This window comes from Kitasatospora sp. cg17-2, from assembly GCF_054031055.1.
The window spans coordinates 6368698-6392750 of the sequence record NZ_CM132923.1; the positions used below are offsets into that span (position 1 = coordinate 6368698).

Annotated in this window: 20 protein-coding genes; 11 read left to right on the forward strand and 9 right to left on the reverse strand. The window is 71.3% G+C overall.

The window, feature by feature from the left end; translation table 11 throughout:
• The first annotated feature begins 39 nt into the window (after positions 1 to 39).
• The 4 genes from tsf to ACW14Y_RS26925 all read left to right on the forward strand — a co-directional run bounded on the left by tsf (position 40) and on the right by ACW14Y_RS26925 (position 4107).
• Positions 40 to 879 (forward strand): translation elongation factor Ts, encoded by an 840-nt coding sequence (gene tsf, locus ACW14Y_RS26910; protein WP_340636522.1) that lies wholly within the window; start codon positions 40 to 42, stop codon positions 877 to 879.
• Between the two features lie 261 nt (positions 880 to 1140).
• On the forward strand, positions 1141 to 1905 hold the full coding sequence (pyrH, locus tag ACW14Y_RS26915) for a UMP kinase (RefSeq protein WP_030396754.1): 765 nt from the start codon (positions 1141 to 1143) through the stop codon (positions 1903 to 1905).
• Positions 1906 to 2002: 97 nt separating this feature from the next.
• Positions 2003 to 2560, forward strand: coding sequence for a ribosome recycling factor (gene frr / locus ACW14Y_RS26920; RefSeq protein WP_030396755.1), 558 nt, complete (start codon positions 2003 to 2005; stop codon positions 2558 to 2560).
• Between the two features lie 344 nt (positions 2561 to 2904).
• Positions 2905 to 4107 (forward strand): phosphatidate cytidylyltransferase, encoded by a 1203-nt coding sequence (locus ACW14Y_RS26925; RefSeq protein WP_402725000.1) that lies wholly within the window; start codon positions 2905 to 2907, stop codon positions 4105 to 4107.
• 184 nt (positions 4108 to 4291) lie between these two features.
• Here ACW14Y_RS26925 and ACW14Y_RS26930 read toward each other — a convergent pair whose 3' ends face one another.
• The 4 genes from ACW14Y_RS26930 to ACW14Y_RS26945 all read right to left on the reverse strand — a co-directional run bounded on the left by ACW14Y_RS26930 (position 4292) and on the right by ACW14Y_RS26945 (position 8360).
• Positions 4292 to 5533 carry a tyrosine-type recombinase/integrase gene (locus ACW14Y_RS26930; RefSeq protein WP_456983660.1) on the reverse strand — a complete coding sequence of 414 codons (1242 nt, stop codon included), beginning with the start codon at positions 5531 to 5533 and terminating at the stop codon, positions 4292 to 4294.
• A 210-nt stretch (positions 5534 to 5743) separates the two neighbouring features.
• Positions 5744 to 5974 (reverse strand): helix-turn-helix domain-containing protein, encoded by a 231-nt coding sequence (locus ACW14Y_RS26935; protein ID WP_266274495.1) that lies wholly within the window; start codon positions 5972 to 5974, stop codon positions 5744 to 5746.
• Between the two features lie 1201 nt (positions 5975 to 7175).
• The gene (locus tag ACW14Y_RS26940) at positions 7176 to 7487 is read right to left on the reverse strand and encodes a helix-turn-helix domain-containing protein (protein ID WP_456983661.1); all 312 of its coding nucleotides are present in this window, start codon (positions 7485 to 7487) and stop codon (positions 7176 to 7178) included.
• A gap of 447 nt (positions 7488 to 7934) precedes the next feature.
• Positions 7935 to 8360: a hypothetical protein gene (locus ACW14Y_RS26945; protein WP_456983662.1), complete on the reverse strand. Its 426-nt coding sequence runs from the start codon at positions 8358 to 8360 to the stop codon at positions 7935 to 7937.
• 189 nt (positions 8361 to 8549) lie between these two features.
• On the opposite strand from ACW14Y_RS26945, the gene ACW14Y_RS26950 reads away from it, so the two are divergent.
• From ACW14Y_RS26950 to rlmN, 3 genes are all read left to right on the forward strand, one after another.
• A complete protein-coding gene (locus ACW14Y_RS26950; protein ID WP_456983663.1) occupies positions 8550 to 8930 on the forward strand; it encodes a GntR family transcriptional regulator in 381 nt (126 codons plus the stop codon).
• Between the two features lie 245 nt (positions 8931 to 9175).
• Positions 9176 to 10381 (forward strand): helix-turn-helix domain-containing protein, encoded by a 1206-nt coding sequence (locus tag ACW14Y_RS26955; protein ID WP_266274491.1) that lies wholly within the window; start codon positions 9176 to 9178, stop codon positions 10379 to 10381.
• A 139-nt stretch (positions 10382 to 10520) separates the two neighbouring features.
• Complete coding sequence (gene rlmN / locus ACW14Y_RS26960; protein WP_045941285.1) at positions 10521 to 11621, forward strand: 23S rRNA (adenine(2503)-C(2))-methyltransferase RlmN; 1101 nt, start codon at positions 10521 to 10523, stop codon at positions 11619 to 11621.
• Between the two features lie 134 nt (positions 11622 to 11755).
• Here rlmN and ACW14Y_RS26965 read toward each other — a convergent pair whose 3' ends face one another.
• The 4 genes from ACW14Y_RS26965 to ACW14Y_RS26980 all read right to left on the reverse strand — a co-directional run bounded on the left by ACW14Y_RS26965 (position 11756) and on the right by ACW14Y_RS26980 (position 15849).
• Positions 11756 to 12907 (reverse strand): hypothetical protein, encoded by a 1152-nt coding sequence (locus tag ACW14Y_RS26965; RefSeq protein ID WP_456983664.1) that lies wholly within the window; start codon positions 12905 to 12907, stop codon positions 11756 to 11758.
• 13 nt (positions 12908 to 12920) lie between these two features.
• Complete coding sequence (locus ACW14Y_RS26970; protein WP_380304916.1) at positions 12921 to 13676, reverse strand: ABC transporter ATP-binding protein; 756 nt, start codon at positions 13674 to 13676, stop codon at positions 12921 to 12923.
• 308 nt (positions 13677 to 13984) lie between these two features.
• Positions 13985 to 15379: an aspartate aminotransferase family protein gene (locus ACW14Y_RS26975; protein WP_266274487.1), complete on the reverse strand. Its 1395-nt coding sequence runs from the start codon at positions 15377 to 15379 to the stop codon at positions 13985 to 13987.
• Positions 15376 to 15849, reverse strand: coding sequence for an Lrp/AsnC family transcriptional regulator (locus ACW14Y_RS26980; protein WP_030396761.1), 474 nt, complete (start codon positions 15847 to 15849; stop codon positions 15376 to 15378). Before ACW14Y_RS26980 ends, ACW14Y_RS26975 begins: the two co-directional genes overlap by 4 nt.
• A gap of 270 nt (positions 15850 to 16119) precedes the next feature.
• Here ACW14Y_RS26980 and ACW14Y_RS26985 point away from each other — a divergent pair, with 270 nt between their 5' ends.
• The 3 genes from ACW14Y_RS26985 to ACW14Y_RS26995 all read left to right on the forward strand — a co-directional run bounded on the left by ACW14Y_RS26985 (position 16120) and on the right by ACW14Y_RS26995 (position 20458).
• Entirely contained in the window at positions 16120 to 17595 is a 1476-nt protein-coding gene (locus ACW14Y_RS26985) for a gamma-aminobutyraldehyde dehydrogenase (protein WP_266274486.1), read from the forward strand.
• A gap of 188 nt (positions 17596 to 17783) precedes the next feature.
• Positions 17784 to 19142 carry an aspartate aminotransferase family protein gene (locus tag ACW14Y_RS26990; RefSeq protein WP_380437872.1) on the forward strand — a complete coding sequence of 453 codons (1359 nt, stop codon included), beginning with the start codon at positions 17784 to 17786 and terminating at the stop codon, positions 19140 to 19142.
• Between the two features lie 98 nt (positions 19143 to 19240).
• Positions 19241 to 20458 carry a polyamine ABC transporter substrate-binding protein gene (locus ACW14Y_RS26995; RefSeq protein WP_380309531.1) on the forward strand — a complete coding sequence of 406 codons (1218 nt, stop codon included), beginning with the start codon at positions 19241 to 19243 and terminating at the stop codon, positions 20456 to 20458.
• A gap of 84 nt (positions 20459 to 20542) precedes the next feature.
• Here ACW14Y_RS26995 and ACW14Y_RS27000 read toward each other — a convergent pair whose 3' ends face one another.
• Positions 20543 to 22192 carry a PucR family transcriptional regulator gene (locus ACW14Y_RS27000; RefSeq protein WP_380309533.1) on the reverse strand — a complete coding sequence of 550 codons (1650 nt, stop codon included), beginning with the start codon at positions 22190 to 22192 and terminating at the stop codon, positions 20543 to 20545.
• A 325-nt stretch (positions 22193 to 22517) separates the two neighbouring features.
• On the opposite strand from ACW14Y_RS27000, the gene ACW14Y_RS27005 reads away from it, so the two are divergent.
• The gene (locus ACW14Y_RS27005) at positions 22518 to 24029 is read left to right on the forward strand and encodes a gamma-aminobutyraldehyde dehydrogenase (RefSeq protein ID WP_456983665.1); all 1512 of its coding nucleotides are present in this window, start codon (positions 22518 to 22520) and stop codon (positions 24027 to 24029) included.
• Positions 24030 to 24053: the final 24 nt, after the last annotated feature.

Below are 24053 nucleotides of genomic sequence, written 5' to 3' on the forward strand. Positions count from 1 at the left end.
TCCACGCAGACACGCGAGACGCGAGAAGAGATTCACACCATGGCGAACTTCACCGCCGCGGACGTCAAGAAGCTCCGTGAGCTCACCGGCGCCGGCATGATGGACTGCAAGAAGGCCCTGGACGAGGCCGAGGGCAACGTCGAGAAGGCCGTCGAGCTTCTGCGCATCAAGGGCCAGAAGGGCGTTGCCAAGCGTGAGGGCCGCGACGCCTCCAACGGTGCCGTCGCCGCGCTGATCGCCGAGGACAAGAAGTCCGGCGTCCTGGTCGAGCTGAACTGCGAGACCGACTTCGTCGCCAAGGGTGACAACTTCGTCAAGGTCGCCGACGCGATCGCCGCCCACGTCGCGAAGAGCGCCCCGGCCGACCTGGACGCCGCCCTGGCTTCCGAGATCGAGGCCGGGAAGACCGTCCAGCAGTTCGTGGACGAGGCCAACGCGACCCTGGGCGAGAAGATCGTCTTCCGCCGCTTCGCGCAGTTCGACGGCGAGGGCTTCGTCGCCGTCTACCTGCACAAGACCAGCCCCGACCTGCCGCCGGCCGTCGGCGTCCTGGTCGAGCTGGACAAGGAGAACGCCGAGGTCGCCAAGGACGTCGCGCAGCACATCGCCGCCTTCGCGCCGAAGTACCTGTCCCGCGAGGACATCCCGGCCGAGGACATCGAGAACGAGCGCCGCGTCGCCGAGGCCACCGCTCGCGAGGAGGGCAAGCCGGAGGCCGCCCTGCCGAAGATCGTCGAGGGTCGCGTCACCGGCTTCGTGAAGGAGAACTCCGTCCTGGAGCAGGCCTTCGCGAAGGACAACAAGAAGACCGTCGCCAAGGTCCTCGAGGAGAACGGCGTCGCCCTCAAGCGCTTCGCCCGCTTCCGCGTCGGCGCCTGAGCCACGTTCCACCGGTCCCCCCGGCCGTAGGCTGGGAACCGCCCCCGCCCGCTGACCAGGGCGACGGGGAACGCGCCGTACGGGCTCACCCAGCGCCATCCGTTCACGGGCGAGCCGCGTCGGCGACATGAACGACGAGGAGGCCATTGCCGTGCAGGACACCGAACCGGTTCCCGCGGCAGTGGCCTCCTCTCGTGTACGCGCAGACCGGGCACCCGCACACCCGCGTCTGTGAACCAGTAGGTGCAGAAGGAGAAGTCCATGCAGGAGACGCAGGAGACCGCGCGGGAGATCCAGGACGGCACACGCCGCCGGGTAATGCTGAAGCTGTCCGGTGAGGCCTTCGCCGGCGGCGGCGGGCTCGGCGTCGACCCGGACGTCGTGCACGCGATCGCCCGTGAGATCGCCACCGTCGTCCGCGCGGGCACCGAGGTCGCCGTGGTGATCGGCGGAGGCAACTTCTTCCGCGGCGCCGAGCTCCAGGTCCGAGGTATGGACCGGGCCCGCTCGGACTACATGGGCATGCTCGGCACGGTGATGAACTGCCTGGCGCTCCAGGACTTCCTGGTCAAGGAGGGCATCGAGACGCGGGTCCAGACCGCCATCACGATGGGCCAGGTCGCCGAGCCGTACCTGCCGCTGCGTGCCGTCCGGCACCTGGAGAAGGGCCGTGTGGTGATCTTCGGTGCCGGTATGGGCATGCCCTACTTCTCCACCGACACCACGGCCGTCCAGCGGGCGCTGGAGATCCACGCCGATGTGCTGCTGATGGGCAAGAACGGCGTGGACGGCGTCTACGACTCCGACCCCCGGACCAACCCGGACGCGGTCAAGTTCGACGCGCTGGAGTACTCCGAGGTCATCGCGCGCGACCTCAAGGTGGCCGACCTCACCGCGATCACGCTGTGCAAGGACAACAACCTTCCGATGCTGGTCTTCGAGCTGCTTGCGGAGGGCAATATCGCGCGTGCGGTGAAGAGTGAGAAGATCGGCACACTCATCAGCCAGGATTCTGTCCGGGCCTGAGCAGTAACCAGCCGTACCGGACGGCGCCGCCGCCGCGAGGCTCCGGCGCCCGACCCCGGTCGGGACACCAGCAGATGAACCGGACAGGGAGATCACAGTGATCGAAGAGACCCTCCTCGACGCCGAGGAGAAGATGGAGAAGGCCGTCGCCCACGCCAAGGACGACTTCGCCGCCATCCGCACCGGCCGCGCGCACCCGGCGATGTTCGCCAAGATCGTCGCGGAGTACTACGGCGCCGTGACGCCGATCAACCAGCTGGCCTCCTTCTCCGTGCCGGAGCCCCGGATGGCGGTCGTCTCGCCGTTCGACAAGACCGCGCTGAAGGCGATCGAGCAGGCGATCCGCGACTCCGACCTGGGCGTCAACCCGTCGAACGACGGCTCCATCATCCGGGTCGTGCTCCCCGAGCTGACCGAGGAGCGCCGCCGGGAGTTCATCAAGGTCGCCCGCGGCAAGGGCGAGGACGCCAAGGTCTCGATCCGCGCCGTCCGCCGCAAGGCCAAGGACGCGATCGACAAGCTGGTCAAGGACGGCGAGATCGGCGAGGACGACGGCCGTCGCGCCGAGAAGGAGCTCGACGACACCACGGCCAAGTACGTGGCCACCGTCGACGAGCTGCTGAAGCACAAGGAAGCCGAGCTGCTCGAGGTCTGATGAACGACGCCCCTGACGCCCCTGGCTATTGGGGCACGTCCGATCAGCAGTACCAGCCGTACCGTCCGTACGAGCCTGCGCAGGCCCCCGGCACGCCTGCGCAGGCCCCCGGCGGACCGGGCACGCCCGCTGCCCCCGGCACCTCCGCCGTCCCCGGCACACCCGGCGCAGCCGCCGCCGGCGGGTACCCGGCGCAGCCGCCGCACGGGCAGTACGACCGACCCGGGCAGTACGACCAGTACGGTCGGCCCGGGCAGTACGGCCCGGGTGACCCCGGCCACCGAACGGGTCACTCCCAGCAGCCTCCGGTGTACTGGGACCCCGACGCGGAGGAGACTCAGGTCATGCCTCCCGTACCGGCCGACCCGGGCCCGCAGCCCGCAGCCCCGCCCGGGCCCGACCCCGCCGAGGGGCCGTCCCGGGAGACGGGCCGGCTGAGCGGACCGCTGTTCCGCGACGAGCAGCCCGGGGTGTCGGAGCCCGGCGCGTCGGAGACGGTCGTGCTGCGCGCGATCACCGACGACGCCCGGTCCGCTCCGCCCGGCGGGCCGTACCCGGGCGCCGCGGCGTACCCGGGGCCGTCGGTGCCGCAGGCGCCGCCGGTCGCGGCGGGTCACCCCGGTGCGCCGGGCGGACCGGCGGCGGGGCAGCCGTTCCTCGTGCCGTCGTCCTACCCAGGGCAGGAGACACCCGTGGCCCAGCCCGATCCGCAGCCTCAGCCGGCGCAGCGCAAGCAGCGCGGTGGCCGCAACCTCCAGGCCGCGATAGGCGTGGGCGTCGGCCTCGGCGCGGTCATCGTCGCCTCGCTCTTCTTCGTCAAGGCCCTGTTCCTGGTCGTGGTGATCGCGGCGGTGTCGGTCGGCGTCTGGGAGCTGACCAGCCGGCTGGCCGAGCGCAAGGAGATCAAGGCGCCGCTGGTGCCGCTGGTCGCGGGCGGCATCGCGATGATCGCCACCGGCTACTGGTCGGGGATCCAGTGGGCGGCGGCCTCGCTCGCGCTCACCGGCCTCGCGGTGATGGTCTGGCGGATGGCCGAGCCGCCGGAGAACTACCTGCGGGACATAACGGCGGGCATCTTCACCGCCTTCTACGTCCCCTTCCTCGCCACCTTCGTGGCGTTGATGCTGGCGGCCGACGACGGTCCGCAGCGGATCGTGCTGTTCCTGATCGTCACGGTGTGCAGCGACACCGGCGCCTACGCGGTGGGCTACAAGTTCGGCCGGACCAAGCTGGCGCCGACGATCAGCCCGGGCAAGACCCGGGAGGGCCTGGCCGGCGGCATCGGCCTGTCGATGCTGGCGGGCGCGCTGCTGATGGAACTGATCATCGACGGCGGCAGCTGGTGGCAGGGCCTGATCCTGGGCGGCTGCGCGGCGGTCACCGCGACCCTGGGCGACCTGGGCGAGTCGATGATCAAGCGCGACCTCGGCATCAAGGACATGGGCACCCTGCTGCCCGGTCACGGCGGCATCATGGACCGGCTGGACTCGCTGCTGCCGACCGCTCCGGTGGTCTGGCTGCTGCTGGCGGCCTTCGTGGGCAGCTGAGGCCACTCGCCCCCGGCCCGGGCCCCGGACGCACGGCGTCCGGGGCCCTCGCGCGTCTGCGACACTGGTTGGACCATGCCTAAGCCCGGAGAACACTCACGGGCACGGCGACAAAGGGCCCCCTACCTGCGGCTTTCCCGCAGGTAGGGGGCCCTCGCGCGTCCGCCGGGCCGTCCCTGGGCCGTCAGGTGGTCGAATCACCTGGCAGGAACAGCCGGTCGACCGCCTTCCGGGCGCGGTCCTGGCTGTTCGGCATCAGGTGGGCGTAGACCCTCAGCGTCAGGGCCGGGTCGGCGTGGCCCAGGTAGTCGCTCACGGCCCGGATGCTCTCCCCGGCATCGAGCAGCACGGAGGCGTAGAAGTGCCTCAGGGCGTGCATGCCGTGTTCCCTCGCGGAGGCGTAGGTCTCGCCGGACCGAGGCGTCGGGATGAGGCCGGCCACCGCGAGCGCGGGCTTCCAGTCCTGCAAGTTGAAGTTGCTCCGCCAGACCAGCCCGTCGGCCGTGTTGCTGAACAGCAGCCGGAAGGTGACCAGTGGCCCGTCCGGGGTCTTCCACGGGAGCGTCACTGGTACGGGCTTGCGGGCGTCCATGTGGACCCGGACGGCATCGGCCACGGAGCTGGGGAGCGGCACATCACGCTCCTTGCCGCACTTCGGCGGAGCGAACACCGCCTTCCCCCGGATCTGCTTCACCTGGCGGAGCACGTGGACGGTACCCGTCTCGAAGTCGAGTGCGTCATCCTCCGCCAAGCCGACGATCTCACCCTGCCGGAGTCCGCACCCGGCGCCCAGGTCGGCCATCGCCCGGTACCGCTCCGGCAACGCGTCACGCACGGCGAACACCTGCTCCGGCAGCCAGGGCACGACCCGGCGGGCCTCGGCGGCTGGCGGGCGGACCGACGCCGCGCCACACGGGTTGCGGTTCAGCAGCCCGTCGTCCACGGCGGCCGACAGCACGGCCCGCACGTCCGAGTAGATGTTCCGGGCGTACCCGCCCGAGATCGGGCTCAGCTCCAGTTCCTTCACCAGCTCCTGGATGTGGGACGGCCGGAACGAGTCGAGCGGTCGGCGGCCGATCCGGGGGAACGCGTGCAGCCGCAGCCTGGTCTCTACCAGAACCTGACTGGCCGGGTCGGTGGTCTGGGCGTTGAGCCACCGTTCCGCGAACTGCTGGAAGGTGGTCCTGGACGCCTTCGGGTCGATGTACTGGCCGCGCGCCATGTCGGCCTCGATCTGGGTCAGCCAGTCCTCCGCCAAGCGCTTCTGGCGGTCGGGGAAGCTCTTGGACTTCTCGGTACCGTCCGGCGCGACGTAGCGGGCGCGGTAGCGCTTGCCGGTGCCGTAGCGGTCAGTGCGGGTGCGCTGGGGCTTTCCGTCGGGGCCGGTCTCGGTCTTGTACCAGCGGTCTTGGATGTGGCCGGCCATGGGCCGCTCCTTGGGTTCGAAGGGTGGGTGTGGCGGGGCAGGGAGGGAGGCGTCCGGTGCCGGAAGAGAGCGGATTCCGGGGCGTTCGGCGGTGCCAGCGGGGCGCCTCCCTGCCTCCCTGTGGCGGTGTCGCTGCTGATCAGGGGCTATTTGGTGGTCAGGGAGGCGGGGAGGGAGTTCTCCCTGCCTCCCTGGTGGGTCCCTGGTGGTTCAGGCGGCGTCGCGGGTCTGTTCGGTGACCCATTGGGCGACGGCGTCGGGGTGGTAGCGGAGGTGGCGGCCGACGCGGAAGGCGGGCGGTCCGGTGCGCTTGCGGCGCCACTGGTAGAGGGTTTCGAGCGGGACGGCGAAGAGGGAGGCGACGTCTTCGGGGGTGAGGAAGCGGGCGGGGAGGGCGGTCACGGCGGGTCGGGTGGCGGCGGGGGTGCTGCGGTTGGCCACGGGCCTCTCCTCGGGGCGGTTGCGGCGGGTGTCGGGCCGGGTGTCAGGTGCCGTCAGCGGTGGGCTGACACCGGTTCTGCCTAGGGGTTTGGGTGTCAGCGGGTGTCAGGTGTCAGGGGGTGTCAGAGCGGCTGGCGGCGGCCGGGGCGGGGCCGAGCGCGGGGCCCGGTGCCCTAGCGACCGGGAGCGGGGTGCCGGGCCGGGCTGCGGGCGTTTCCGGGGGTTCAGCCGACGGGGGTGCTAGACGCTAGGTGGCTGGTCGGGGGCGGTTTTGCCCGCTAGCGGGCTTGCTAGGTCTAGCGAGGGTGGACGCTAGGCCCGGTGGCGGTTCCGGGGCCCGGCTGGTGTGCGGCGGGGGAGGGGCGGGGCTTTGCGCGGTGGCTGTGCTGTCCTAGGTGCGGATTTCTGCGTCACCGCGACACCAGCGTCACGCAGGGCCTGTGACCTGGTGTTTTTTGGTGACGCAGCGACTTCGGGGATCGGGTCCTGCGTCACCGGGTGACGCAGGACTGCGTCCACGCCCATGACGCGCGACGGCTCCCCGTGGCGTGGGTTGTCCGAGGTGCGGATTTCTGCGTCATTGCGACATCAGCGTCATGCGGGCCTGTGACCTGGGGTTTTGGATGACGCAGTGGTCGGGCTCTGCGTCATCAGTGCGTCATGGGCTGCGTCATGGCATGTCGCACATGTCGCAGGATGACGCAGGGGTTGCCGTCTGCGTCATGGTCGTTGGTGCAGGTCAGGGGCTGTTTCGCGGTGCGCATGACGTACATGTCGCAGCGTTCTCCTACTTAGGAAAAGAGGAGGGGCTGTTGTAGTTGGGGGTGTGTCTTGTGACGCGGTGCCGGATGGTGACGCAGACCGCGTCTGCGGGTGACGCGGTGACGCAGCGGTGACGCAGGATCGGCTGTCTGCGTCACCCTTGTTGTCGCAGGTCAGAGGCCGTCTTTCGGTCCTGGGTGACGCGGTGACGCAGAGCTTCCCTTCTTAGGAAAAGAAGAAGGGGCTGTTCTGGTACTGGGCGCGCGCCTCAGGGCGTGATGAGGAGCCGCTGCGCGGCACGACCTTCGGCGGCTTCGCCGAACAGCAAGAGGAGCACCCGTCTGCGGGGTGCCCGGTGCTCTTCTTGCTTGTCCGGCCGCGCCGGGCGTCCAGCTTTCTGGACACCCGGCGGCCACTTCCGGGGTGGCGGTGGGGGTGGTCAGCTGCGGGGAGTGGTCCAGGGGGACCGCTTCCGGCTGCTGGACGGAGCTGCGGCGGCGACGTCGTGCAGGCCGGCGGGCAGTCCGGTGGCGGCCAGGTAGGTGCGGAAGGCGTCGCTGGGGACGCGGACCTGGCCCCGGCCGTTGCCGACCCGGTAGGTGGCCAGTCGCCCACTGCGGGCCATGCGCCACACGGTCTCCTGGGACAGCCGCAGGGCGAAAGCCACCTGGGGCACCGTCAGGTAGTCCGTCGGGTCCGGGTCGGGGTTCACGAGGGGGGTCGGGTCGGTGGTCGGCGACGGGGTGTTCATGCGGGTCTCCTCGGTCGGATGGTGGGGCGGGAATGGGGTCTGGCTGGATGCTCACCGACGCTCACGGGCGCTCACGACGACGCGTTCGCCGCCCACGTGGGCGTCGGGTTCGGGAAGCAGGAGTCCGCGCCGCTCATGGGTCGGGAGGCGGGCGGGAAGTCGGGGTGTTCACCGGTGAGCGGGTCGGCTGTCGGTCGGCTCGTTGCCGCTGGTCAGTGGGCGACCGATGCAGTTCCGTAAAGGGCGGGAAGTGCTTCCGGGAACGCGGGAACGATCGGCGGGAACGCCGGGAACGGTCCTGTGAGCGGCGGTGGGCGGTCGGGTGCTCACCGTGCCGGTCGGGTACCTGGGAGTCGGCCGACCGGGGCTGCACCGCATGCCGCCGGTCGGTCGGGTGAGCGGTCGGTGAGCGCCTGTGAGCGTCGGTGAGCGCTCGCCTGGGGAGGCTCAGACGGCGGCGAGCAGGAGGGGGTTCACCGCCGGGGCGGCGGGCGGCTGCGGGGCGGTCACGCCGAATGTGCGGGTGACGGCCTCGGCGACGAGCTTGGTGTACGCGTGGAACGAGCGGCGCGGGTGCGACAGCGCGGTGCGGGCCAGCTCCGCGTACTCCTCGATCTGGGACATGCCGGAGTCCACGATCGCGAACCGCAGGGCCTCGGCCAGCTCGTCGGAGCACTGGAGCTCCGAGGCGGTGAGCATCATCGACGGGTGGAAGGCCAGCAGGCCCACCAGGTCGAAGAACCGCAGCGACACCGACACCCGCACCGACAGGCGCGGCTCCGGCTCACCCCGGTCCGCCTCGCCGAACAGCGAGACGTTCTCCTCCATGCGGTCGGTGGTCAGGGGCTGCGGGGCGATGAGCGAAGCGTGCATGATGGAACTCCCTTGAGAGAGGGGTTGGGGAGCGGAACTGACTTGGCGGTTGGGGCCGCTCCCCATCGTTTGAAAGCCCGGGGTTCCCCCCTTGGGCTTGAACCTAGGTTACATAGGTCCAAGCCGGAGATGCAAGAGCTGACGCAAGCTCTCGTGATCTGGGTCAGCTAGTACAGCTAGGCTTGTGTCATGGAGACGAAGCGAAGCGAGTCACAGCCCCCCTACGTCGTGATTGCAGCCGATCTGCGCCGCCAGATCCTTGATGGCACATACGCCCCGGGGGCTCGCCTTCCGACGGCGAAGGACTTGGCCGCTCAGTACAAGGCGGCAGTCATGACCGTGCAGAGCGCCGTCCGTCTCCTCCGGGAGGAAGGTCTGGTGATCACCCAGCACGGCCGAGGGATCTTCGTGAGTGCGACTCCCGGAGAGGTGAGTGAGGGCGCGGAGCAGTCCCCGGGGTACGCCGAGATCATGCGCGGCATCGACACGGTGATTGCTGAGCTTGGTCGGCTCGACAACCGGATGCGCACGCTTGAAGAGACCGTTGAAGCCCTTCAACGCGGGCGCTGAGGCTTTCCGCGCGCCTGGCCAGACTGCCTAGCCCTTCGTGCAGCGCGGCCAGGCGCGCCGACACCACATCGAGTTCCGCCGTGGAAAGTCCCATGTCCCCCACATTCCTAACTTCCGTCTTGAGTTAAGGATGTGACGCATGTTCGACCGGTACACCGGGTTAGCTGTCTCCCACGTGGGCACCGACGAACCAGGCGACAGGGGGAGTGGAGACGGTGGGCCTTCAAGCAGGAACGATCGGTCCCATGAGGACCACCTTCAGTCGGCTCCTGGTGGAGCTGCGTGCAAGCCGCGGTAAGTCTCTGGCTGACCTTGCCCAGCTCATTCACTTCAGCCGTGGGTACATCGGCAACATCGAGAACGGCAGCAAGTTCCCCACCCGGCCGTTCGCAGAACTCGCAGACACAGCACTCCAAGCGCGCGGCGCCCTACTTGCTGCCTGGGTACTCGCCGAGGAGGAAGAGCGTGAGGCTGAACGTACGCGCCGGTTGCTGGCGACGTCCGTAAGGGAGTCGAACGCGCTCGACGCACTCTGCGGCAGCCGACCCGACTCCGGGTTTGTCAGCCAGTCGGTGAGAGAGCTTGCCATCGACTACCTCGGGACTCCGCCGGCGCCGATGCTGGCCCGTACGACCCAGGTCCGGACGAGTTTGGTCGACAGGCTCAAGAACGGCGGCATGCGGGCGGAGGATGAGAAGGACCTTCTCCTGGCCGTGGGGCAGTTGTCGGGAGTGCTTGCATACGCAGCGCTCGACCTGGGGAGCCCGGCGGCTGCGCTTGCTCATGCGCGGGCTGCCTGGCAGTGCGCCGATCGGGTGGGCGACAACGAGCTGAGGGCCTGGACCCGTGGCACGCAGAGCCTCATCTCGCGCTTCCAGGGCGACTACGACCAGGCCCTCGCGTTCATTCGGGACGCGGAGCAGTACGCGACGCAGGGAACCTCCAGGCCCCGGATTCTTTGCGGCCTGGCGCAGTGCATGGCGAACCTTGGAGACGCTGCGGAAGCCAACAAGGCCCTGAACGCGGCACAAGAGGCACGGGAGCAGGCGCGAACGCTGGACTCCGTTCCCGGGTTGTTCGAGTTCACACAGGCCAAGCAGCACTACTACGCGGGCAGCAGCCTCATCTGGTTGACCGGGCGCGAGAACGCCGAGCGGGCCCAGCGCGAGGCGAGCATGGCGATCAGGATGTGGGAGGGGGAGCCCCCCGAGGCGCGCTCCCTCGACGACGAGGCGCTCGCGCACGTCTACCTGGGGACCGCTCGCCTCCAGCTCGGCGAACTCGACGGCGGAATGGCTGCGATCAGGCCCATCCTGGACCTTCCGGAGGGACGCAAGATCTCATGGATCGGTAAGCGCCTCGACCGGTTCCACGCGATGCTGATTCAGTCGCCCTATCGCGGTTCAGTCCTGGCCCAAGAGGCTGCGGACGAGATCCATTCGCTGATGTAGGTCGGGAGTCGGGCGACAGCTCGGGCCGTCTGTGGGCCGTCCGGGGACGGCCGACAGTGACAAATGACGGCCACCGCTGAATCCCTCCGCCCTTGTGCGGCCTGGGTCACCCTGCGCGGTCTGCGACACTGGATGAACCATGCCTAAGCCCGGAGAACTCACCTTTGTCGCGCCGCGCGGCGCCAAGCCCCCGCGACACCTCGCCGACCTGAGCCCCGCCGAGCGCAAGGAGGCCGTCGCCGAGCTGGGCGAGCAGCCGTTCCGCGCGAAGCAGCTCTCCAACCACTACTTCGGCCGGATGTCGAACGACCCGGCGAGCTGGACGGACATCCCCGCCGCCAGCCGGGAGAAGCTCACCGAGGGCCTGCTGCCCGAGCTGATGTCCGTGCTGCGGCACGTGTCCTGCGACGACGACACCACCCGCAAGACGCTCTGGAAGCTGTTCGACGGCACGCTCGTCGAGTCGGTGCTGATGCGCTACCCGGACCGGGTCACCATGTGCATCAGCTCCCAGGCGGGCTGCGGCATGAACTGCCCGTTCTGCGCCACCGGCCAGGCCGGACTGACCCGCAACCTGTCGACGGCCGAGATCGTCGAGCAGATCGCCGCCGGGATGCGCTCGCTCCGGAGCGGGGAGATCCCCGGCGGCGAGGCCCGGCTGTCCAACGTGGTGTTCATGGGCATGGGTGAGCCGCTGGCCAACTACAAGCGGGTGCTGGCCTCGATCCGCCGGCTGACCGACCCGGCGCCGGACGGCTTCGGCCTGTCCCAGCGCGGCATCACGGTCTCGACCGTCGGGCTCGTCCCGGCCATGTACCGGTTCGCCGACGAGGGGCTCAGCTGCCGCCTGGCGCTGTCGCTGCACGCTCCGGACGACGAGCTCCGTGACGAGCTGGTGCCGGTCAACACCCGGTGGAAGGTCGCCGAGGTGCTGGACGCGGCGTGGAACTACGCCGAGAAGTCCGGTCGCCGGATCTCCATCGAGTACGCGCTGATCAAGGACATCAACGACCAGGCGTGGCGGGCGGACCTGCTCGGCCGGCTGATCAAGAACCACCGGGTGCACGTCAACCTGATCCCGCTGAACCCCACCCCGGGCTCCAAGTGGACGGCCTCGCGCCCCGAGGACGAGCGGGAGTTCGTCCGGCGGCTGCAGTCGCACGGTGTGCCGACGACCGTCCGCGACACCCGGGGCCAGGAGATCGACGGCGCCTGCGGCCAGCTCGCGGCGGCGGGCTGACCGTGTGAGCGCCTGACCGGACCTGAGCGCCTGACCGGACCTGAGCGCCTGACCGGACCTGAGCGCCTGACCGGACCGGTCGCCGACCCGGCCACCCGTACTGAGCCCGATCCCCTGTCGCAGCGGGGTCGGGCTCAGCGCAGTCCGGCGGCGGCCAGGGCCGCGGTCGCCCCACCGGTGACCAGCAGGACCGTGCCGGTCATCAGGGTCCGCAGCACGACGGCGCCGAACAGCAGCCGGGGCGCCGCCCCGAGCCGCAGCAGCGCGTCGGCGACACCCCGGCGGGCGGTGCGCAGCTCGGCCAGCCGGGCCACCACCGCCCCGGCCGCGCAGCCGAGCACCAGGCCGGCCTCGATCGCGGGCAGCACATCGGCGCTGCCGGGCTCGCCCAGCCAGTAGCGGACGGTGGTGAGTACCACCGCGAGTGCCAGGGTGAGGACGGCCAGCGGCGCCCCGAGCCGGCCGGCCTGGGCGGTGAGGCCCCGGCCGGCGAGCAGTCGCAGCGGGGTGGGCCGCCCCAGCGCCAGCAGCCGGCCGGCCCAGCCGAGCAGCGGGCCGGTGAGCAGGGCGAGGCCGATCGCGGAGGCGATCCAGCCGCCCAGCGCGGCGGTGCTGGTGCTGCCGAGTCCGGCCGGGAGGTGGATCGGGCGGCCGTCGGCGGCGGCGCCGGGGCGCAGCGCGATCAGTTCCAGGGCGAGGCCGATGACGGCGAGGCCGATCGGCAGGGCGAGCCGCCACACGCCGAAGCCGGTCGGTTCGGCGGCGGCGCGGCCGGGCAGGGTCTCGGCGGGCCGGACGGCCCCGGCGGCGGCGAGTCCGGCGGTCAGCGGTACGAGGGCGAGCAGGGTGACCGGTGCGGCGGCGGGGAGGGCGACGCCCATGCCCAGTTCGTCGGCGAGGGTCGGTCCGGCGATGTCGTTGCGCAGGACCAGGAAGAGCAGCAGGGTGAGTGCGGCGCCGGCCCCGCAGGCGAGCGCGACCTCGCCGGCGATCAGCGCGCGGATCCGGCCGGCCCCGGCGCCGGCCGTGGTGAGCCCGGTGATCCGGTCGGCCCGCCGGGCGGGTACGGCGCGGGCGGCGACGGCCGCGAACCAGGCGACCGCGGCCAGTGGGGGCAGGCACCAGAGCAGCCGGACGAGCGCGTCGTGGCCGTCGGCGGGGCCGCTCATCGCCCGGCCGAGGGCGCGCAGCAGGAACGCGGCGACGACCGCGCCGGCCAGGGCGGTCAGCAGCCAGCGGCCGAGGTCGAGGACCCGGTAGCCCCGGGCCAGGCGGAGATAGAACACGGCGTCGACTCTTTCAGCGGCCGGCGGCCGGGACGGCGGCGGCCCCGGCCGTGCCGGGGGCGGCGAGGCCGCGCGGCACGGGCGTGGCGGGGCCGGTCAGGCGGCCGTCGAGGAGGGCGACGGCGCGGTCCGCGTACCGGACGAGCTCGGGGTCGTGGGTGGCCAGCACGAGGGTGAGCTGGTGGGAGCGGGCCGCGCTGGTCAGTATCCGCAGGACCTGTTCGGCGGTCTCGCGGTGCAGCGGGGCGGTGGGGTCGTCGGCGAAGACGACCGGCGGGAGCGGTGCGAGGGCGCGGGCGACGGCGATCCGCTGGCGCTGGCCCTGGACCAGGCGTTCCGGCCGGAGCTTGGCGAGGTCGCCGATGTCCAGGCGTTCCAGCCACTCGTCGGCGGCGGTGTAGGCGGCCTTGCCGCCGGCGCCGGCCAGCAGCAGGGGCAGGGCGACGTTCTCCCGGGCGGTCAGTTCGGGCACCAGGTGCGGCTCGGAGCCGACGAAGCCGAAGCGGTCGCGGCGCAGCCGTTCGCGGCCGGCCCGGCCGAGGGTGTGCACGGGGGAGCTGTTGAACCAGACCTCGCCCTCGTCGACCGGGAGCAGGGCGGAGAGGCAGCCGAGCAGGGTGCTCTTGCCGGAGCCGCGCGGGCCGGTGACGGCGAGGACCTCGCCCTCCCGGACCCCGAGCGAGACGCCGCGCAGCGCGGGGGTGCCCTGGTGGGACTTGACGATCCCCCGGGCCCACAGCACGTCGTTGTCAGGAGGGGCCGCTGACATGAGGTTCCATCCTGGGTGGCCGCAGGGATATGACAGTCGTCAGATTAGAACGATCGGGCCTGGGCGCGGTTGCGGCACACTGGCCCATCCGGGGCAAATCACCCGTAATCAGGCGTGTTTGATCGACGGGCCGTTGGCGGAACGGCCGGGAACCGCCGTCCGGGGCGGTATCGGGGCGGTGTCGAAGCTCTGTCAGGGACGTTGTCGGGACGTTGTCGGGGTGCTGTCGGGAGCACGGGGAACGCCGCAGGGCGGCCCCGCCGAAGCGGGACCGCCCTGTGACGGAGGGTGGGGAGGAAAGTCCGGGGTCAGATCTTCGCCCACGCGTCGGTGAGGCTGGTCCGCAGGATCTGCTCGATCTCGTCGAAGGTCGACTGGTCGGAGATCAGCGGCGGCGCCAGCTGGATGACCGGGTCGCCACGGTCGTCGGCGCGGCAGTACAGGCCGTTCTCGAAGAGCGCCTTCGACAGGAATCCGTAGAGCACGCGCTCGACCTCGTCGTCGTTGAACGACTCCTTGGTGACCTTGTCCTTCACGAGCTCGATGCCGTAGAAGTACCCGTTGCCGCGGACGTCGCCGACGATCGGCAGGTCGCGCAGCTTGTCCAGGGTGCCCAGGAACTTCGACTCGTTGTCGAGGACGTGCTGGTTCAGGCCCTCGCGCTCGAAGATGTCGAGGTTGGCCAGCGCCACCGCGGAGGAGACCGGGTGGCCGCCGAAGGTGTAGCCGTGCAGGAAGGTGTTGTCACCCTTGTAGAACGGCTCGGCGAGGCGGTCCGAGATGATCGTGGCGCCGATCGGGGAGTAGCCCGAGGTCATGCCCTTGGCGCAGGTGATCATGTCGGGCTGGTAGCCGAACTTGTCGGCGCCGAACATGGTGCCGAGGCGGCCGAAGGCGCAGATGACCTCGTCCGAGACCAGCAGCACGTCGTGGCGGTCGCAGATCTCGCGCAGGCGCTGGAAGTACCCGGGCGGCGGCGGGAAGCAGCCACCGGCGTTCTGCACCGGCTCGACGAAGACGGCGGCGACGGTCTCGGCGCCCTCGTTGAGGATCGCGACCTCGATCTCGTCGGCGCACCAGCGGCCGTACGCCTCGGGGTCGACCGTGCCGTCGGGGCCGGCCAGGAAGGCCGGGGCGCGGTAGATGTTGGTGTTCGGGGCCTTGTGGGTGCCCGGCACCAGCGGCTCGAACGGGGCCTTCAGGCCCGGCAGGCCGGTGATGGACAGGGCGCCCTGCGGGGTGCCGTGGTAGGCGACGGCCCGCGAGATGACCTTGTACTTGGTCGGCTTGCCGGTCAGCTTGAAGTACTGCTTGGCGAGCTTCCAGGCGGTCTCGACGGCCTCGCCGCCACCGGTGGAGAAGAAGACCTTGTTCAGGTCGCCCGGGGCGTAGTTGGCCAGGCGCTCGGCCAGCTCGACGGCCTTCGGGTGGGCGTAGCTCCACACCGGGAAGAAGGCGAGCTCCTTGGCCTGCTTGGCGGCGGCCTCGGCGAGCTCCTCACGGCCGTGGCCGGCCTGGACGACGAACAGGCCGGCGAGGCCGTCGAGGTACTTGCGTCCCTTGTCGTCCCAGACGTAGGTGCCCTCGCCCTTGACGATCGTCGGCACGGGGGAGTTCTCGTACGACGACATGCGGGTGAAGTGCATCCACAGGTGGTCGTAGGCGGTCTTGGAAAGGTCCTTCTGCGCCGGGTCGGCTGTCATCGGGTGCCCCAGGTGTAGGTCTGTTTCCGGAGCTTCAGGTAAACGAAGCTCTCGGTGCTCCGCACGCCGGGAAGCGCGCGGATGCGCTTGTTGATCATTTCGAGCAGGTGCTCGTCGTCCTCGCAGACCAGTTCGGCCAGGAGGTCGAACGAGCCGGCGGTGCAGACGACGTAGTCGACCTCGTCGAGGGCGGCCAGCGCGTCGGCGACGGGATCGATGTCGCCCTCGACCCGGATCCCGACCATCGCCTGGCGGGTGAAGCCGACGGTGAGCGGGTCCGTGACGGCGACGATCTGCATCACGCCTTGGTCGAGCAGCTTCTGGACGCGCTGGCGCACGGCCGCCTCGGACAGGCCGACGGCCTTGCCGATGGCGGCGTACGGGCGGCGCCCGTCCTCCTGGAGCTGCTCGATGATCGCCTTGGAGGCGGCGTCGAGGGGAACGCTGGCGTTCCGGTCGCGGTTGGCCACGCCGCCACTGTGCCCGATCGGTCTCGTGTTCGCAAGCGCGGCTGCTGCTGATTTCGTCGAGATCTTGGAGAACGCATGCGGATTTCATCGTCGATGCGCGGTCGGCCTGTCGATAACGGCAGTCGTACGGCTACCCTGGCTACGGTACGCGCGCGGCTCCGCTGGGCCGCGCGCATTCCGCCAACCAGTGGACCGCGGCACGACCGACGCGGCCACTCGGCGCCCGCCGTCGGCCCCGGCGGCCGACGTACCATGGCGCCGGATTCTGCAATGCCGCAGGCCGAGACCGAGGAGACATCCGTGAGCGACCTTCGCACGCTGCGCAACTACATCAACGGAGAGTTCGTCGATGCGGCCGACGGCCGCACGCTCGACATCGTCGACCCGACGACCGGCGAGGTCTACGCGACGTCCCCGCTGTCCGGAGCCTCCGACGTCGACGCCGCCATGGACGCCGCGGCCGCGGCGTTCCCGGCCTGGCGGGACTCCACCCCGAGCACCCGGCAGAAGCTGCTGCTGAAGATCGCGGACGCGGTCGAGGCCCGGGCCGACGAGATCGTCGACGCCGAGGTCCGCAACACCGGCAAGCCGCGCGGGCTGACCCTCTCCGAGGAGATCGGTCCGATGGTGGACCAGATCCGCTTCTTCGCCGGTGCCGCCCGCCTGCTGGAGGGCAAGTCCGCCGGCGAGTACATGGACGGCATGACCTCGATCGTCCGCCGCGAGCCGGTCGGCGTCTGCGCCCAGGTGGCGCCGTGGAACTACCCGATGATGATGGCCGTCTGGAAGTTCGCCCCGGCCATCGCCGCCGGCAACACCGTGGTGCTGAAGCCCTCCGACACCACCCCGGCCTCCACCGTGCTGCTGGCCGACATCATCGGCGGCATCCTCAAGGACCTGGAGCTCCCGGCCGGCGTCTTCAACGTGATCTGCGGCGACCGTGAGACCGGCCGTCTGATGGTCGAGCACCGGACCCCGGCGATGGCCTCCATCACCGGCTCGGTGCGCGCCGGCATCCAGGTCGCCGAGTCGGCCTCCAAGGACGTCAAGCGCGTCCACCTGGAGCTGGGCGGCAAGGCCCCGGTCGTGGTCTTCGAGGACGCCGACATCGCCGAGGCCGTCGAGGGCATCTCGGTGGCGGGCTTCTTCAACGCGGGCCAGGACTGTACCGCCGCCACCCGCGTGCTGGTGCACGAGTCGATCCACGACGCCTTCGTCGAGGCGCTGGCCAAGGCCGCCGCCGAGACCAAGACCGGCGGCGTGGACGACGAGGACGTGCTCTACGGCCCGCTGAACAACGCCAACCAGCTGAAGCAGGTCTCCGGCTTCGTCGAGCGCCTGCCCGCGCACGCCAAGGTCGAGGCCGGCGGCCACCGGGTCGGCGACAAGGGCTACTTCTACGCCCCGACCGTCGTCTCCGGCCTGAACCAGGACGACGAGATCATCCAGAACGAGGTCTTCGGCCCGGTCATCACCGTGCAGAAGTTCTCCGACGAGGAGCAGGCCGTCGACTACGCCAACGGCGTCGAGTTCGCGCTCGCCTCCTCGGTGTGGACCAAGGACCACGCCCGCGCCATGCGGATGTCCCGCCGCCTGGACTTCGGCTGCGTCTGGATCAACACCCACATCCCGCTGGTCGCCGAGATGCCGCACGGTGGCTTCAAGAAGTCCGGCTACGGCAAGGACCTCTCCTCCTACGGCTTCGAGGACTACACCCGCGTCAAGCACGTGATGACCGCCATCTGAGCGTGACCGCCATCTGAGCGAGCGCCGCCACCGGAACACGGTCCGATCGGACGACGATCGTGTGATCCGACCATGGGCCCGGGTCCCCGCGACCCGGGCCCTGTGCCTTTGCACCCTGTCGGCCGTTGCGGCGACCGGCTGACAGGATGGCTCTCCACTTCGCCGCGGCGAGTCCCTAGCCTTGCCGCATGAGCATCCCCACCGCAGACTCGGCCGCCGGCCGGTCCGTCAAGGCCGCAGACCGCGCGCACGTCTTCCACTCGTGGTCCGCCCAGGCGCTGATCGACCCCCTCGCGGTGGCCGGCGCCGAGGGCTCGTACTTCTGGGACTACGACGGCAACCGCTACCTGGACTTCTCCTCCCAGCTGGTCAACACCAACATCGGGCACCAGCACCCGAAGGTGGTCGCGGCCATCCAGGAGCAGGCGGCGAAGCTCTGCACCATCGCCCCCGGCTTCGCGGTGGAGTCGCGCAGCGAGGCCGCCCGGCTGATCGCCGAGCGCACCCCCGGCGACCTCGACAAGATCTTCTTCACCAACGGCGGCGCCGAGGCCAACGAGAACGCCATCCGGATGGCCCGGCTGCACACCGGCCGGCAGAAGGTGCTCTCCACCTACCGCTCGTACCACGGCGCCACCGCCAACGCGATCGCCCTCACCGGTGACCCGCGCCGCTGGGCCAGCGAGACCGGTGTCTCCGGCATCGTGCACTTCTGGGGCCCGTACGCCTACCGCACCAACTTCCACGCCGAGAACGAGGCGCAGGAGTGCGAGCGCGCGCTGGCCCACTTGGAGCAGGTCATCGCCTTCGAGGGCCCCGGCACCGTCGCGGCCGTCATCCTGGAGACCGTGGTCGGCACCGCCGGCATCCTGATCCCGCCGCCCGGCTACCTGGCCGGCGTCCGGGAGATCTGCGACCGCTACGGCATCGTCTTCATCCTCGACGAGGTGATGGCCGGCTTCGGCCGCACCGGCGAGTGGTTCGCCGCCGACCACTGGGGCGTCACCCCGGACCTGCTGACCTTCGCCAAGGGCGTCAACTCGGGCTACGTCCCGCTCGGCGGCGTGGCGATCAGCGCGGAGATCGCCGCCACCTTCGCGGAGCGGCCCTTCCCGGGCGGGCTCACCTACTCCGGCCACCCGCTGGCCTGCGCCTCGGCCGTCGCCACCATCAACACCATGGCGGAGGAGGGCATCGTCGAGAACGCCAAGCACATCGGCGAGACCGTGCTCGGCCCCGGCCTGCGCGAGCTGGCGGAGCGGCACCCGTCCATCGGCGAGGTGCGCGGGCTCGGCGTCTTCTGGGCGCTCGACCTGGTGAAGGACCGCGCCACCCGCGAGCCGCTGGTGCCGTACAACGCGGCCGGCGCCGCCAACGCGCCGATCGCCGAGCTGGCCGCCGCGTGCAAGCAGCGCGGGCTCTGGCCGTTCGTCAACATGAACCGCTTCCACGTCGTTCCGCCGTGCACGGTGACGGAGGAGGAGGCGAAGGCCGGTCTCGCCGTCCTCGACGAGGTGCTGTCGCTGGCCGACGCGCACACCGTCTGACTTCCACCGGCCGACTCCCACCGACAGACCGACAGACCGAAAGGACGGCCCCGGGCGCCCGCGCGTCCGGGGCCGTCTCCCGCTCCGGAGGCTCCACCATGCCCAGCACCACCCCGGTCCGCCGCCCGAGCGGCCTCCTCCGTCCGTCCCGTCTCCGCCCGACCCGCCGCCGGGTGCTCGGCGCCGGCGCCGGACTGTTCGGCGCCGCCGCCCTGACCGGCTGCGGCATCCCGTCCGCCTACGTGGACGAGGGTCGCCGGTCCGCCCCCGACCGCTCGGAGAGCGAGAAGCGGCTGGGCTTCTCCAACTGGACCCAGTACATCGACGTCGACGACGACGGCGGGCGCCCGACCCTGGACGCCTTCACCGAGCGGACCGGCATCAAGGTCACCTACACCGAGGACATCAACGACAACGACGAGTTCTTCGGCAAGATGGGCCCGGTGCTGACCCAGGGCACCGACCCGGGCCGCGACCTGATGGTGGTCAGCGACTGGATGGCCGGCCGGTACGTCTCGCTCGGCTGGGTGCAGGCCATGGACCGGGCCAACCTGCCCAATGTCACGGCGCAGCTGGACCCGCAGCTCGCCGACCCGGCCTTCGACCCCGGGCGCCGGCGCAGCGTGCCCTGGCAGTCCGGGATCACCGGCATCGCCTACAACCGCAAGGAGCTCGGCCGGGAGATCAGGTCCGTCGCCGACCTCTGGGCGCCCGACCTGAAGGGCCGGGTCACCCTGTTCGCCGGGCTGGACGAGGCGCTCGGCCTGCTGATGCTCGCCCAGGGCGCCGACATCTCGGCCTTCACCGAGGACCAGGCCCGGCAGGCGATGGACCTGGTGCAGCGGATGGTCGACAGCCGCCACGTGCGCCGGTTCACCGGCAACGACTACACCAGCGACCTGGCCTCCGGCGCGGCGCTGGCCTGCCAGGCGTACTCCGGCGACGCCGTGCAGCTCACCGCCGAGAACCCGGACCTCGCGTTCGTGGTGCCCGAGGAGGGCGGCGAGCTGTGGGCGGAGAGCCTGCTGATCCCCAACCGGGCCGGGCACAAGCGCAACGCCGAGCTGCTGATCGACCACTACTACCAGCCCGAGGTGGCCGCCGAACTGGCGGCGGCGGTGCAGTACATCTGCCCCGTGCCGGCCGCCCGCGAGGTGCTGGCGGCCAGCGGGGACCGGGAGAAGGCGGAGCTGGCGGAGCACCCGCTGCTCTTCCCGACCGAGGAGATGCGGGCCCGGCTGCACACCATGCGGGACGTCGGCTCCGCCGAGCGGCCCGGACTGCACAAGGTCTGGACCCGGATCACCGGCGTCTAGGGCCCTTCCCCCGGGCTCCCCGCCCCCGCCCCCGCACCGGCGTCCCCGTGGCGTCGGTCGGGGCGTCGGTGCTTCGGGGCGGGGTCAGCGGCGGACGGCGTCCAGCGCGAGCAGCGCGACGTGCAGCGAGAGGCAGGACTCGACCTGGTCGAGGTCGACCCCGAGGATCCGCTCGACCTTGTGCAGCCGGTCGTAGAAGGACGGCCGGGACAGGTGCGCCGCGTCCGCCGCCGCCGACTTGTTGCGGCCCTGCTCCAGGTAGATCCGCAGCATCTGTACCAGCTGGCCGTTGTGCTCGGCGTCGAAGGCGAGCAGCGGCCCCAGCTCCCGTTCGACGTAGGTCTGCAGCCGGGCGTCGTCCCGCAGCAGGTGCAGCAGTCCGCGCAGCCGCACGTCGGGCAGCCGGTAGTAGGACGCGCCCCGGCCGCCGGGCGCGTCGTGCAGCGCGGCGTCGGCGACCTGGGTGGCCTCCAGCAGGGTGCGCCGGGCGTCGCGGACCGAGCCGACCGAGGAGCCGACCGCGACCACCGGTTCCGGCGCGGCGGCGTCCCGGGCCGCCTCGGCCGCCAGCCGGCGCAGCGCCGCGGCGAAGGCGTCCAGTGCCGCGTGCTCGTCCTGCTGCGGGCCGAGCGTGATCAGCACGCCGACGCCCTCGTCGTCCAGCGCCCCGACCAGGGCGGACAGTCGGCAGGCGCGGACGGCGCTGGCCGCGAGTTCGGTGAAGTCGCGCAGCCGGGCCTGTGCCTCCAGCGCGGCCGGGATCGGGCCGCGCCGCTGCCGCAGCACCGCGCCGACCAGCCGCCGGCCCTCCAGCGGGACACCGAGCGCCTGGGCGCGCAGGGCCACCTCGGAGACGGTCAGCGCATGGGTGAGGATCCCGGAGAGCAGCGTGCGGTGGGTCTGCCGCTCCAGGCTCTCCCGGTCGCGGACCACCAGCCGGTTGAGGGCCAGGGCGGAGGCGCCGCGCTCCAGCAGCATGGTGTTCGGGTGCGGGCCGCCCTCCGGCCGCGGACCGGGCTCCTGCATCAGCACCAGCCGCCCCCAGTCCTGGCCGCGGGCACCCACCGCGGTGACCAGCCAGCCGCTGCGCGGGTCGTACCCGGTGCGCCCGGGCGGGCGGACCCCGCGCGAGCGGCGCTCCCAGTCCTCCAGCAGCTCGGCCTCGGACCGGCCGGCGGACTCGTGGGTGAGCACCTGGTGGGCGAGGTTCTCCAGGACGACCGGGGCTCCCGCTATCCGGGACACCTGGCGGACCACCTCGGCCGGTTCGGCGCCCTCCACGACCAGCTCGTTGAACACCTGGTGGATCGCCTCGGAGGTGCGCAGCTGCTCCAGCTGGGCGTTGACCACCAGGGCGTGCACGGCCTCGGTGACGGAGACGAAGCGCAGTTCGCGGCGGAGCGCGATCAGCGGCAGCCCGCGCTGCTCGGCGGCGTGCACCAGGGCGCGCGGCAGGCTGTCGAAGTAGCGCCGGCCGTACTCGATGACCAGTCCGGCCACGCCGATGTCGGCGAGCTCGCGCACGTAGCGGGCCAGGCCCTCGCGGTCCTCGGGCAGCGCGATGCCGGTGCTCAGCACCAGCTCGCCGCCCTGCAGCATGCCGGCGACGTCGGGCAGCTCGCTGACGTGGACCCAGCGGACCGGGCGTTCCAGGTGATCGGCTCCGGCCACCACCTGGGGGAGGCCGCGGCGCATCACCTCCAGATCGAGCACATGGGCGACGGTGGGGAGCATCGCGGGGCCTCCAGGGTTCAGAGTGTCAAGGAAATCATCCATCGCGGCGACGACCTGTTGCCCTGCCCGAAGCCTTGCACCTTGTAAGGCGCTTTCCGTCGAGGTTGTCGCAGTGGTCCTTGTCACGCCCCGGCGCCAGCAGGCATGGTCAGCGGGTCGACCGTGACGGATCCGGCCCGGTGGCCGGAACCCGGCGCCACGAGCGCGACGACCGGCCTGCCGGCCACGCCCTGTCCGCCCCTCGCCCGCCCCCCACGGCGGCGCCGGTGGGACGGCCCGGGAGCGTCGTCCGGCCGGTCGCACCACCGCAACCTGGAGGAACCAGATGGACCTGACCGACTTCGGCGCGGGCGCGCAGTACATCGCGGGCCGGCAGGGCCGGGGGAGCGGTGACGCCTTCCAGGTCGTCAACCCGGCCGACGGCAGTGTCGTCCAGGAGATCTCCCTGGCCTCCACCGGACAGGTCGACGAGGCCGTGGCCGCCGCCCGGGCCGCGCTGCCGGAGTGGGCCGGCGCCACCCCCGGCGCCCGCTCCGAGGCGCTCACCCGGCTGGCCGCCGTCCTCACCGACGCGGCCGCCGACCTCGCCCGGGTGGAGACCGCCCAGACCGGCAAGCCGATCAAGCTCTCCACCGAGTTCGACGTCCCCGGCACCATCGACAACACGGCCTTCTTCGCCGGGGCCGCCCGCAACCTGGAGGGCAAGGCGGCCGGCGAGTACTCCAGCGACCACACCTCCTACGTGCGGCGCGAGGCGATCGGCGTGGTCGGCTCGATCTCGCCGTGGAACTACCCGCTCCAGATGGCCGCCTGGAAGGTCCTCCCGGCGATCGCGGCCGGCAACACCATCGTCCTCAAGCCGGCCGAGCTGACCCCGCTGACCTCGCTGATGTTCGCCCGGGCCTGCACCCTGGCCGGCATCCCGGACGGCGTGGTCAACGTCGTCACCGGCGCGGGCCGGGTCGCGGGCGAGCACCTGGTGTCGCACCCGGACGTCGCGATGGTCTCCTTCACCGGCTCCACCCCGGTCGGCAGGCGGGTCGCCGAACTCGCCACCGCGACCGTCAAGCGCACCCACCTGGAGCTCGGCGGCAAGGCCCCGTTCGTGGTCTTCGACGACGCCGACCTCGACGCCGCGGTGCACGGCGCCGTCGCCGCCTCCCTGATCAACAGCGGCCAGGACTGCACCGCCGCCACCCGCGCCTACGTCCAGCGCCCGCTGTACGACGCCTTCGTGGCCGGCGTGGCCGAGCTGTACGAGGGCATCCGGCTGGGCGACCCGCTGGACCCGCGCACCGACCTCGGCCCGCTGGTCTCCTTCACCCACCGCGACCGGGTGGCCGGCTTCGTCGAGCGCGCCCGGGCCTACGCGACCGTGGTCACCGGCGGCGCCGCCCCCGCGAAGGGCCACGACGGCACCGACCTCACCCGCGGCGCCTACTACCGCCCCACCCTGATCACCGGCGCCGCCCAGGACAGCGAGGTCGTCCAGGGCGAGATCTTCGGCCCGGTGCTGGTGGTCCTGCCCTTCGACAGCGACGACGAGGGCCTGCGGCTGGCCAACGACACCCCCTACGGCCTGGCCGCCTCCGCCTGGACGGGCAACGTGCACCGCTCGCTGCGGGCCACCCGCGAGCTGGCGGCCGGCTGCGTCTGGGTCAACGACCACATCCCGATCATCAGCGAGATGCCCCACGGCGGCTACAAGTCCTCCGGCTACGGCAAGGACATGTCGCAGTACTCGCTGGACGAGTACACCCAGGTCAAGCACGTCATGTTCGACACCACCGCGGTCGCCCGCAAGGACTGGCACCGCACCGTCTTCGGAGACAGATAACCCGGACCGGGGTGCCCCCACACC

What these genes read in the sequence shown, in the direction of transcription:
- tsf (WP_340636522.1), top strand. Translation starts at nt 40, where the DNA reads ATGGCGAACTTCACCGCCGCGGACGTCAAGAAGCTCCGTGAGCTCACC.
- pyrH (WP_030396754.1), top strand. Translation starts at nt 1,141, where the DNA reads ATGCAGGAGACGCAGGAGACCGCGCGGGAGATCCAGGACGGCACACGC.
- ACW14Y_RS26925 (WP_402725000.1), top strand. Translation starts at nt 2,905, where the DNA reads ATGCCTCCCGTACCGGCCGACCCGGGCCCGCAGCCCGCAGCCCCGCCC.
- ACW14Y_RS26930 (WP_456983660.1), bottom strand. Translation starts at nt 5,533, where the DNA reads ATGGCCGGCCACATCCAAGACCGCTGGTACAAGACCGAGACCGGCCCC.
- ACW14Y_RS26940 (WP_456983661.1), bottom strand. Translation starts at nt 7,487, where the DNA reads ATGAACACCCCGTCGCCGACCACCGACCCGACCCCCCTCGTGAACCCC.
- ACW14Y_RS26945 (WP_456983662.1), bottom strand. Translation starts at nt 8,360, where the DNA reads ATGCACGCTTCGCTCATCGCCCCGCAGCCCCTGACCACCGACCGCATG.
- ACW14Y_RS26950 (WP_456983663.1), top strand. Translation starts at nt 8,550, where the DNA reads ATGGAGACGAAGCGAAGCGAGTCACAGCCCCCCTACGTCGTGATTGCA.
- ACW14Y_RS26955 (WP_266274491.1), top strand. Translation starts at nt 9,176, where the DNA reads ATGAGGACCACCTTCAGTCGGCTCCTGGTGGAGCTGCGTGCAAGCCGC.
- rlmN (WP_045941285.1), top strand. Translation starts at nt 10,521, where the DNA reads ATGCCTAAGCCCGGAGAACTCACCTTTGTCGCGCCGCGCGGCGCCAAG.
- ACW14Y_RS26970 (WP_380304916.1), bottom strand. Translation starts at nt 13,676, where the DNA reads ATGTCAGCGGCCCCTCCTGACAACGACGTGCTGTGGGCCCGGGGGATC.
- ACW14Y_RS26975 (WP_266274487.1), bottom strand. Translation starts at nt 15,379, where the DNA reads ATGACAGCCGACCCGGCGCAGAAGGACCTTTCCAAGACCGCCTACGAC.
- ACW14Y_RS26985 (WP_266274486.1), top strand. Translation starts at nt 16,120, where the DNA reads ATGCCGCAGGCCGAGACCGAGGAGACATCCGTGAGCGACCTTCGCACG.
- ACW14Y_RS26990 (WP_380437872.1), top strand. Translation starts at nt 17,784, where the DNA reads ATGAGCATCCCCACCGCAGACTCGGCCGCCGGCCGGTCCGTCAAGGCC.
- ACW14Y_RS26995 (WP_380309531.1), top strand. Translation starts at nt 19,241, where the DNA reads ATGCCCAGCACCACCCCGGTCCGCCGCCCGAGCGGCCTCCTCCGTCCG.
- ACW14Y_RS27000 (WP_380309533.1), bottom strand. Translation starts at nt 22,192, where the DNA reads ATGCTCCCCACCGTCGCCCATGTGCTCGATCTGGAGGTGATGCGCCGC.
- ACW14Y_RS27005 (WP_456983665.1), top strand. Translation starts at nt 22,518, where the DNA reads ATGGACCTGACCGACTTCGGCGCGGGCGCGCAGTACATCGCGGGCCGG.